Source organism: Paratractidigestivibacter sp., assembly GCF_052362415.1.
Classification (GTDB): Bacteria; Actinomycetota; Coriobacteriia; order Coriobacteriales; family Atopobiaceae; genus Paratractidigestivibacter.
On the sequence record NZ_DAWEMK010000184.1, the window covers coordinates 1 to 2,191 of the forward strand.

At 57.9% G+C, this 2,191-nt stretch carries 3 protein-coding genes; all 3 read left to right on the forward strand.

What is annotated here, in order from left to right:
• The coding region (locus tag ACT84W_RS10685; protein WP_444329203.1) for a type IIL restriction-modification enzyme MmeI at positions 1-301 on the forward strand (301 nt) is incomplete at its 5' end.
• On the forward strand, positions 294-1,217 hold the full coding sequence (locus tag ACT84W_RS10690; protein WP_444329204.1) for a hypothetical protein: 924 nt from the start codon (positions 294-296) through the stop codon (positions 1,215-1,217). The genes ACT84W_RS10685 and ACT84W_RS10690, both read left to right, overlap by 8 nt.
• Positions 1,195-2,133, forward strand: coding sequence for a restriction endonuclease (locus ACT84W_RS10695; RefSeq protein ID WP_444329205.1), 939 nt, complete (start codon positions 1,195-1,197; stop codon positions 2,131-2,133). Before ACT84W_RS10690 ends, ACT84W_RS10695 begins: the two co-directional genes overlap by 23 nt.
• The last annotated feature ends 58 nt before the right edge of the window (positions 2,134-2,191 follow it).

The following is a 2,191-nucleotide window of genomic DNA, read 5'->3' on the forward strand; positions in this document are numbered from 1 at the left end:
TTATCAATACTCGAACACTATCGTCTATAACAATTTTGTCTGGCCTTCTCCATCGGCGCGTCCGAAGGATGAGATACGCCAGTGTGCTAGGGATGTGCTTGAGGCGAGAAACGCTCAACGCGGGGCAACTCTTGCCGACATGTATAGCCCCGATAAAGCCCTCTTCTTCTCCGATCTCATGAAGGCTCATGCACGGCTCGATGCTGCTGTCGAATCTGCCTATGGCGTTGATTTTGGCGGAGATGAAGAGAGGGTTGTTTCGCATCTATTCAAGCTTTATGCCGAGAAGGTCGGTGAGTAGCGTGAAGGGGAACGTCATAAAGCCGAAGGGGGAGACGATACCATCCGAGCCCGATTCCGTGAAGGAGAGCATTGGAGATCTAAGGGCCGAGGCCGATCGACAGGAGGAGGAAGCCCAAAGATATGCCATCGCTTTCCTCAAGAAGATTATGAGGCTGAAAGGCGTGGCAATCGAGCGCAACCATTTCCTCCGCTCAGAGTTTCGTAAGCGGGGCGTTGCGGACGAGCAGGTAGAGCTCGCGATTTCAACGAGCCCAGCCGCCGCCGGGATGGATTCTGGCCTTGTCGACTCCATCGCGAGGGACGTCATTGATTTCGAGACGAAGAAATCGACCGTCTTTTCGTTCTCCGCGGGATTGCCCGGCGGGCTCGCGATGCTCGGAACGATCCCGGCGGACGTGACGCAGTACTATGTCCACGCCTTTCGAATCATGCAGAAGCTGGCGTATCTCTACGGCTGGCAGTCATTTATCGACGATTGCGACGAGATGGACGATGAGACCTTGGCGGCCTTCGCCCTTCTCCTGGCCGTGATGGCCGGCGTGAGCGGTGCCAACTCCGCCTTGACGGTGTTTTCCAAAACGGTTCAGGCCAATGTGGCCAAGAAGGTCGCCAACAAGGCGCTTATGCAGACAAGTTACTACCCGATTATCAAAAAGGTCCTTGCCGGGATCGGCGTCAAGATCACCAAAAGCAGTTTCGGCGACGCGGTGAGCAAAGTCGTTCCGGTCGTCGGCGGGTTCATCTCGGGAGGCCTCACGTTCGTCAGCCTCAAGGGCGGGTCGAGGAGACTTGCAGGGGAGCTCAGGTCATTGCCGCAGGCGACAGGTCCCTTGACCGCAGCGGCGGTTGATTCTTTTACTGATTTTGCCGAAATGAAGGGGATGACGAGCGATGACGATGCCCAAATGGCATGAGACCATGCGGCCCGTCCTTGAAGCGCTGGCGCATGTCGATGGATATCTGGCAGGCACCGACCTCCAGGATGCCGTGGCGATCGAATTCGACATGACCGATGACGAACGGGCCGAGCGTCTCAAGAGCGGCCAGCCGAGACTCTACAACCGCGTGTACTGGGGTATCACCGATTTGGAGAAGGCTAAGCTTCTGGAATACGGCGAGAAGAAGGGAACCTACCGTATCACCGATGCCGGCAGGACGTACCTCTCTGATTATCCCGGACCCATTACGGCCAAGGGTCTCTATGAGAACTGCACGGCATTCAAGAAGTGGAAAGACGGCTATCAGGCCGCAAGCAAGGCCAAAAACGCTTCAGAGCCCGAGGGCGTTTCGACGCTGGAGGACCAGGAGTCCCCTCAGGAGGCGATGGAGTCTGCCTACGGCGAGATTCGCGACGCGCTCGCCGACGACCTCATTTCGATCATCATGGGAAAAGATCCGTATTTCTTCGAGCACCTGGTCGGAAAGCTGCTCGTGGCGATGGGTTACGGCGAGAGCCTGGACTCCCGTGCCGACGTCACCAAAAAGAGTGGTGACGAGGGGATAGACGGCGTCGTCCGTGAGGACCGACTCGGATTCGGAACCATCTGCTACCAGGCTAAGCGGTGGGATCCGCAAAGGACGGTCGGACGGCCGGAGGTTCAGGCATTCGTCGGGGCGCTTTCCGGAAAGGGCGTATCGAAGGGCCTTTTCATCACCACGGCTCGCTTCTCCAAGGATGCCCGCAAATATGCTGAGGGCCTCCTGGGGCAGACGGTCGTGCTCGTCGACGGCCCCGCACTCGCTGGCCTCATGATCGACTACGGCGTCGGCGTGAGCACGAGACAGGTCTACGAGATCAAGGCCGTTGACACCGATTTCTTCGACGAATAGCGCGTGTCTGCAACGCGCCTCTACCGCGCGCCCTTCCGCCCGTTGCATTTCGAGCAGA

Bases quoted from the DNA above. Each gene is read 5' to 3' on its own strand.
- ACT84W_RS10695 (WP_444329205.1), top strand. From the start codon at position 1,195: ATGACGATGCCCAAATGGCATGAGACCATGCGGCCCGTCCTTGAAGCG.